A 7,261-nucleotide genomic window follows, 5' to 3' on the forward strand; every position below is an offset into this window, starting at 1 on the left:
GGAGACTCGAGATATGAGCACTGAATTCCATCTGGGTGCCCACGCCGCGGCGGCGGGCCCGTACGCCCTGGACATCGACCCGGAGCGGGCCGGCTGGGGCTACTCCTCGCTGCGTGTCCTGGACCTGCCGCCCGGCGCCCACCACTCCTTCGCCACCGGCGACAGCGAATGGATCGTGCTGCCGCTGTCCGGCGGCTGCACGGTGCACACCGAGGACGGCGAGACCTTCGAACTGGCCGGGCGGGAGAGCGTGTTCGGCGCGGTCACCGACTTCGCGTACGTGCCGCGGGACGCGCAGGTCCGGATCGCCACCGGCGCGGGCGGCCGCTTCGCGCTCACCGGCGCCCGCTGCGAGAACCGGCTGCCCGCCCGCTACGGCCCGGCCTCCGGCGTCCCCGTGGAGCTGCGCGGCAGCGGCAACTGCTCCCGCCAGGTCAACAACTTCGCCGCGGCGGGCAGCTTCGTGTGCGACCGGCTGATCGCGGTGGAGGTGCTCACGCCCGGCGGCAACTGGTCGTCCTACCCGCCGCACAAGCACGACGAGTGCCGGCCCGGCGAGGAGTCCGAACTGGAGGAGATCTACTACTTCGAGATCGAGTCCGCGCACGGCACGGACGGGGTCGGCTACCAGCGGGTGAGCCCCTCGGGGCGCGGCCGGGGCACCGATGTGCTGGCCGAGGTCCGCAGCGGGGACGCGGTCCTCATCCCCGACGGCTGGCACGGCCCGTCCATCGCCGCGCCCGGCCACGCCATGTACTACCTCAACGTCATGGCCGGTCCCGGTGCCACCCGCGAGTGGCTGATCTGCGACCACCCCGACCACGGCTGGATTCGCTCCACCTGGCCCGACCAGCCCGTCGACCCCCGTCTCCCCCTCTACGAAGCGCCCGCAGGAGCCGCCCGATGAACGCCCCGACGACGCGCCGGCTGACGGTCGCGCAGGCCCTGGCCGAGTTCCTCGCCCACCAGTACACCGAGCGGGACGGCCGCCGGCACCGTCTGGTCAGCGCCTGCTGGGGCATCTTCGGGCACGGCAACGTCGCCGGTCTCGGTCAGGCGCTGCTGGAGTCCGGCGGCGCGCTGCCGTATCTCCAGGGCCGTAACGAGCAGGCCATGGTGCATGCCGCGGTGGGCTACGCGCGGCAGTGCGACCGGCTCTCCGCGCACGCCGTCACCACGTCCATCGGGCCCGGCGCCACCAACCTCGTCACCGGTGCCGCGCTCGCCACCGTCAACCGGCTGCCGGTCCTGCTGCTGCCCGGGGACACCTTCGCCACCAGGACGGCGGACCCCGTGCTGCAGCAGCTGGAGGTCCCGCAGGCGGGCGACGTGTCGGTCAACGACGCGCTGCGTCCGGTCTCCCGCTACTTCGACCGGGTCACCCGGCCCGAAGCGCTGATCCCCGCCGCCCTCCAGGCCATGCGGGTGCTCGCCGACCCCGTGGACACCGGCGCCGTCACCCTCGCGCTGCCGCAGGACGTGCAGGCGGAGGCGTACGACTGGCCGGAGGAGTTCTTCGCCGACCGGGTCTGGCGCGTGACCCGGCCCGCCCCCGATCCGGACGCCCTCGCGGACGCCGTCCGCGCGGTTCGTGGCGCCCGGCGGCCGCTGCTGGTCGCAGGGGGCGGGGTGCACCACTCGGAGGCCGAGGACGCGCTGTGCGCCTTCGCCGACGCCACCGGCATCCCGGTCGCCTCCACCCAGGCCGGCAAGGGCTCGCTGCGCCATGACCACCCCGCCGATGTCGGCGGTATCGGCCACACCGGGACCGCCACCGCCGACGCCCTCGCCCGCGAGGCCGACCTGGTCATCGGTGTCGGCACCCGCTACACCGACTTCACCACCGCGTCCACGACCCTCTTCGCCGCGCCCGGCGTGCGCTTCCTGAACCTCAACATCGCCCCGTTCGACGCGCACAAGCTCGGCGCCGCCTCGCTCGTCGCCGACGCCCGCGCCGGACTGGAGGCGCTCACCAAGGAGCTGTCCGGGCACCGTGTGGACGCGGAGTACGAGGCCGCCTACGGGGTGGCGAAGGCGGACTGGGAGCGCCGGGTGGACGCCGCGTTCGGTGCGGCGGACGACTCCGTGCGGCCCTCCCAGACGCAGGTCCTGGGCGCGCTGGACGCCGTCGTCGACGACACCGACATCATCATCAACGCGGCCGGGTCGCTCCCCGGTGACCTGCACAAACTCTGGCGCGCCCGGTCCCGCAGGCAGTACCACCTGGAGTACGGCTACTCCTGCATGGGCTATGAGATCCCCGCCGCGATCGGGGTGCGGATGGCCGCCCCCGGACGGCCGGTGTGGGCGCTGGTCGGCGACGGTACGTATCTGATGAACCCCACCGAGATCGTCACCGCGGTCCAGGAGGGCCTCCACATCAACATCGTCCTCATCCAGAACCACGGCTACGCCTCGATCGGCGGGCTGTCCCAGGCGACCGGCGGCGAACGGTTCGGCACCGACTACCGCTTCCGCGCCGCGGACGGCACGTACACCGGTGCGCCGCTGCCCGTCGACCTCGCGGCCAACGCCGCCTCGCTGGGGATGCACGTCCTGCGGGCGGCCACGGTCGGTGAGCTGCGTGCCGCGCTCGCCGAGGCGCGTGGCGCGAACCGGCCCACATGTGTCTATGTCGAGACCGAAACGGCTGACACTGTGCCGGGCGCGCCGGAGGCCCAGGCCTGGTGGGATGTTCCCGTTGCCGAGACCGCGACACGTCCGGCGGCGGTGGCCGCACGCGAGGCGTACGACCGGCACGCCGCCGGCCGCCGCCGCCACCTCTGACTCCCGCTCGAAGTCGTCACCCAGAAAGGCCCCTCGCATGAAGACCCTCAGCCACTGGATCGGCGGAAAGCCCGTCGAGGGCGTCTCCGGCAACTTCGGCCCGGTCTACAACCCGGCCACCGGCGCCCAGGAGAAGCAGGTCGCCTTCGCCTCGGCCGACGAGGTCGACGCGGCCGTCCGCACGGCCAAGGAAGCCTTCCGGACCTGGGGCACCAGCTCCCTGGCCAAGCGCACCTCGGTGCTGTTCAAGTACCGCGAGCTGCTCGACGCGCACCGCGAGGAGATCGCGCGGCTGATCACCGCCGAGCACGGCAAGGTGCACTCCGACGCGCTCGGCGAGGTCGCCCGCGGTCTGGAGATCGTCGAGCTGGCCTGCGGTATCCCGGAGAAGCTCAAGGGCGAGCTGTCCACCCAGGTCTCCACCCGGGTCGATGTGGCGGCGATCCGTCAGTCGCTCGGTGTGGTCGCCGGTATCACGCCGTTCAACTTCCCGGCGATGGTGCCGATGTGGATGTTCCCGCTGGCCATCGCCTGCGGTAACACCTTCGTCCTCAAGCCGAGCGAGAAGGTCCCCAGCGCCGCCCTCAAGCTGGCCGAGCTGGCCGCCGAGGCGGGGCTGCCCGACGGTGTGCTGAACGTCGTCAACGGCGACAAGGTGGCCGTCGACGCCATCCTGGAGCACCCCGACATCGCCGCGGTCTCCTTCGTCGGCTCCACGCCCATCGCCCGCTACATCCACACCACCGGCACCGCCAACGGCAAGCGGGTCCAGGCGCTGGGCGGCGCCAAGAACCACATGCTGGTCCTGCCGGACGCCGACCTCGACCTGGCCGCGGACTCCGCGATCAATGCCGCGTACGGCTCGGCCGGTGAGCGCTGCATGGCGATCTCCGTCGTCGTGGCTGTCGGGGAGACCGCCGACCCGCTGATCGGCAAGATCAAGGAGCGCGCCGACCAGCTGCGGATCGGCCCCGGCGACGACCCGGCCTCCGAGATGGGTCCGCTGATCACCAAGGTCCACCGGGACAAGGTCGCCTCGTACGTCTCGGGCGCCGCGGCCCAGGGTGCCGATGTCGTCATCGACGGCACCGGCTACACCGTCGAGGGCTACGAGGACGGGCACTGGATCGGCATCTCCCTCCTGGACCACGTCACGCCCGGGATGGACGCCTACAAGGACGAGATCTTCGGCCCGGTGCTGTCCGTGGTCCGCGTCGACACCTACGACGAGGCCATCGAGCTGATGAACAGCTCGCCGTGGGGCAACGGCACCGCGATCTTCACCCGGGACGGCGGCGCGGCCCGCCGCTTCCAGATGGAGGTCGAGGCCGGCATGGTCGGTGTGAACGTGCCGATCCCGGTGCCGGTGGGCTACCACTCCTTCGGCGGCTGGAAGGACTCGCTCTTCGGCGACCACCACATCTACGGCAACGACGGCGTGCACTTCTACACCCGCGGCAAGGTCGTCACCACCCGCTGGCCGGACCCGTCCGACGGCGGCATCAACCTGGGCTTCCCCAGCAACCACTGAGGACGTCCCGACGGACCCCCGGCCCCCCTCACCGGCCGGGGGTCCGGCATGTCCGGGGCGTGACGTCCCGGCCGGGGCGCGGTGTGCCTGACCGGGAAGAACCCCAGGTCCGGGGGAGACCGCGGACCGGTGCGTTGCTACCGTGCTCCCTCGCGCAGCACTGACACACACGGGGGACGCAATGCAACAGTCCATGGCGCTCGCCAAGGGCGCCCGTATCACCGGCGGGGCGTTCTGCCTGCTGTTCTTCCTTTTCACCGCGACCTGGCTGGTCGTCGACCTCAGCCAGCTGGGCATCGTCGGGCTCTGGGAATCCTGGACCTTCCAGAACCCCGGCGCCACCAACAAGGTCACCAGCGCGTTCCATCTGGGGCTGGCCCTGGTGCAGCTGGCGGCGGCGTTCACGGCGTTCGCGGGTCAGCGGGTGGCCGGCGGGCTGCTGGCCGTCGCCACCACCCTCACCTTCGCCACCGTGCTGCAAGCCATGATCAGCGTCGGCAGCCACACCGAGAACCACCGCTGGTTCCAGCACGCCGAACGGGGCACGGCGACCTTCGACAACGTCTTCCTGAGCAGCCTGGGCATGTTCCCGCTGACCGTCATCGCGGGCATCGTGCTGCTCGCCGGGATGCGTTCCTGGCCGCGCCAGAAGCCCAGCGACCCGCCGATGCGCCCGGCCGGGAAGGCCGGTGTGGCGGGCGGTCTGGTGCTCGGCGCGATGGCGCTGCTCCTCGTGGTCTGGCATGGCTACATGCTGGTGGAGGGCGGCAGCGAGTTCTTCGCCATGTTCTACTTCGGCAAGGGCGGCGGCCTCGGCGCGCTGCTGGGAATGGCCGCCGGCTGGTCCGCCTTCTTCTTCCTCGCGCTGACCGTGCCGGCCGTGCTCAGCAGCCTGATGCGTGGCCCCGCGGCCCGCGGGCTGGCCATCGGGCTGGCGGTGGTGTCGCTGCCCGGCGCCGTGCTGTCGGTGATCGGGATGGCCATCAACCACAGCCTGTTCGAGCTGTCCGGCGCCGTGCCGGGCATGGACCTCATCAACCAACTCCAGCTGGCACTGGACCTGTTCGGGTCGGTGGCGCTGCTGGTCCTGATGGGCCGCGGTGAGCCGGTCGCCCCCGCCTGGTACCCGCCGTCGCAGGCACCGCGGTTCGCCGTCCCCGGCTTCGTACCGCAGCCCGGCATGCAGGCCCCGCCGGTCTGGCAGCCGCCCGCCGGACCGGTGCCCCCGGTCAGCGGCCCGCCGATGCCGCCGGCCGGTGCCCCGCCGATGCCGCCCGGCACCCCGCCGCCCCCGCAGGGCGGCTTCGGGCCGCCGCAGTACTGACCGGGCGCGTACGGCAGCCGAGGCCGTACGCGGAAAACAACTGGGGGCGGCGGCCCGCCGGTTGATACGGTGCGAGGGCGCGTGCCCGAGCGCGCTCACCGCCGGACGAGGGAGGTTGATGACTATGGCCCGCCAGACGCTTCATCAGCATGCCCTTGTCCGGGCCGCCGCCTGAGCGGGATACCCGCGCGGAACGCCTGAGTGTCCGCCGTCCCGAGCGCGGCCCGGTCGTCGACGAACGACCAGGAGTCACGCGTGTCTTCCTCTTCTTTCTCTCCCTTCTCTGATTTCTCCTCTTCCCCTGGCTCCCCGGACTCCCCGGACTCCGTCCTTCCGTCGAGCGGCGCCGAGCTGTGCACCGCTCGGCTGCTGCTGCGGCCCTGGTCCGACGGTGAGCTGGCCGCCGTGCTCGACGGGACGCGGCAGCCGCACTGGGCCGCGGACTTCCCCGCCGACGGTGACCGGGTCATCGCCGGCTTCGTCGCCGGGAACCCTGACGCGCGCGGCGTGTTCGGCCAGCGGCAGATCCTCGAACGGGACGGTGGCCAGGTGGTCGGCGCCATCGGGCTGTTCTGGCCGCCGCGTGAGGGGGCGCTGGAGTTCGGCTACGGCGTCGTGCCGTCCCGGCGGGGCCGTGGCTATGCCGCCGAGGCCGCCCGCGCCCTGGTGGCGTTCGCCCTCACGGCGCCGGGTGTGCACACCGTGTGCGCGGACGTCGAGCTGTCGAACCCGGCGTCCTGCCGTGTCCTGGAGAAGGCCGGGCTGGTGCGCTGGAGCAGCGATGAGCGGCTCGCACGGTACCGGCTGACGGCGCGGGGGCCGGCGCCGGACGGCGGTACCGGAACCGGCACCCGCACCGGCTGACGGCCGGTCCGCGCCGACCCGTCCGCCGGGCCCGTTCCCAGGGTCCGGCGGACGGGTCGGCGTGCTCACGGGGCAGGTGGGGCCGGGGTCCGTGGGCCGGGAGGTGAGCCGTTGCTTACTGCCGGTTTATGACCCCTTTGTGCAGGATGGATACCCCTGTCAACTGTCCTGTGCGTTCAGGCATGTGAGGAAGGATCAGTCGTGCGTTCACCTCTTGTCCCGGTACCGGGCGTCGTGCCTGTTTCACCGGCCCGTCGGGGCTGAGCGCCGTGGCGACCGCTCCCCAGGCCCCCGCTTCCCCGGCGCCCACGCCGGTGACCCCGCCCCCGGTGCCCCCCGTGCCCCCGGAGCCGCCGCGCCGTCCGGCGCCCTGGCTGCGGCCGACCATCCGGATACGGCTGACGCTGCTGTACGGCGGCATGTTCCTGATGGCCGGGGTCGTGCTGCTCGTGCTCATCTACATCCTGGCGGCCAAGACCCTCAAGGAGGGCACCCCGGAGTTCCGGATCTTCGGCACCAACCTCCGGGTGGGCAACGGCAGTTGTCCCGGCCTGCCGTCGCTCGGCACGGTGGGTGAGATCAACGCGGCGATCAGCGAGTGCATGCACAACCAGCGCGAACTGGCGCTGCATACCTTCCTGAACCGTTCCCTGGCGGCCTTGCTGGGTTTGACGGTGGTGGCGTTCGCTTTTGGTTATGCGATGGCGGGGCGGGTGTTGTCGCCGTTGGGGCGGATCACGCGGACGGCGCAGCGG

Annotated in this window: 5 protein-coding genes and 1 pseudogene; all 6 read left to right on the forward strand. The window is 72.2% G+C overall.

The annotated features are described in order from the left end of the window. The first annotated feature begins 13 nt into the window (after positions 1-13). Entirely contained in the window at positions 14-907 is an 894-nt protein-coding gene (gene iolB, locus ACWC9R_RS32050; RefSeq protein WP_450736791.1) for a 5-deoxy-glucuronate isomerase, read from the forward strand. Continuing rightward, a complete protein-coding gene (gene iolD / locus ACWC9R_RS32055) occupies positions 904-2,787 on the forward strand; it encodes a 3D-(3,5/4)-trihydroxycyclohexane-1,2-dione acylhydrolase (decyclizing) (RefSeq protein WP_450736793.1) in 1,884 nt (627 codons plus the stop codon). Before iolB ends, iolD begins: the two co-directional genes overlap by 4 nt. A 37-nt stretch (positions 2,788-2,824) precedes the next feature. Beyond that, the gene (locus ACWC9R_RS32060) at positions 2,825-4,318 is read left to right on the forward strand and encodes a CoA-acylating methylmalonate-semialdehyde dehydrogenase (RefSeq protein WP_450736794.1); all 1,494 of its coding nucleotides are present in this window, start codon (positions 2,825-2,827) and stop codon (positions 4,316-4,318) included. 181 nt (positions 4,319-4,499) lie between these two features. Next, positions 4,500-5,642: a hypothetical protein gene (locus tag ACWC9R_RS32065; RefSeq protein WP_450736796.1), complete on the forward strand. Its 1,143-nt coding sequence runs from the start codon at positions 4,500-4,502 to the stop codon at positions 5,640-5,642. A gap of 351 nt (positions 5,643-5,993) precedes the next feature. Continuing rightward, positions 5,994-6,506 carry a GNAT family N-acetyltransferase gene (locus tag ACWC9R_RS32070; protein WP_450736799.1) on the forward strand — a complete coding sequence of 171 codons (513 nt, stop codon included), beginning with the start codon at positions 5,994-5,996 and terminating at the stop codon, positions 6,504-6,506. Positions 6,507-6,844: 338 nt separating this feature from the next. Next, positions 6,845-7,261: pseudogene (locus ACWC9R_RS32075) on the forward strand (two-component sensor histidine kinase); the annotation flags it as partial.

The sequence above is a fragment of the Streptomyces sp. NPDC001219 genome (genome assembly GCF_053597915.1).

What these genes read in the sequence shown, in the direction of transcription:
- iolB (WP_450736791.1), top strand. Translation starts at nt 14, where the DNA reads ATGAGCACTGAATTCCATCTGGGTGCCCACGCCGCGGCGGCGGGCCCG.
- iolD (WP_450736793.1), top strand. Translation starts at nt 904, where the DNA reads ATGAACGCCCCGACGACGCGCCGGCTGACGGTCGCGCAGGCCCTGGCC.
- ACWC9R_RS32060 (WP_450736794.1), top strand. Translation starts at nt 2,825, where the DNA reads ATGAAGACCCTCAGCCACTGGATCGGCGGAAAGCCCGTCGAGGGCGTC.
- ACWC9R_RS32065 (WP_450736796.1), top strand. Translation starts at nt 4,500, where the DNA reads ATGCAACAGTCCATGGCGCTCGCCAAGGGCGCCCGTATCACCGGCGGG.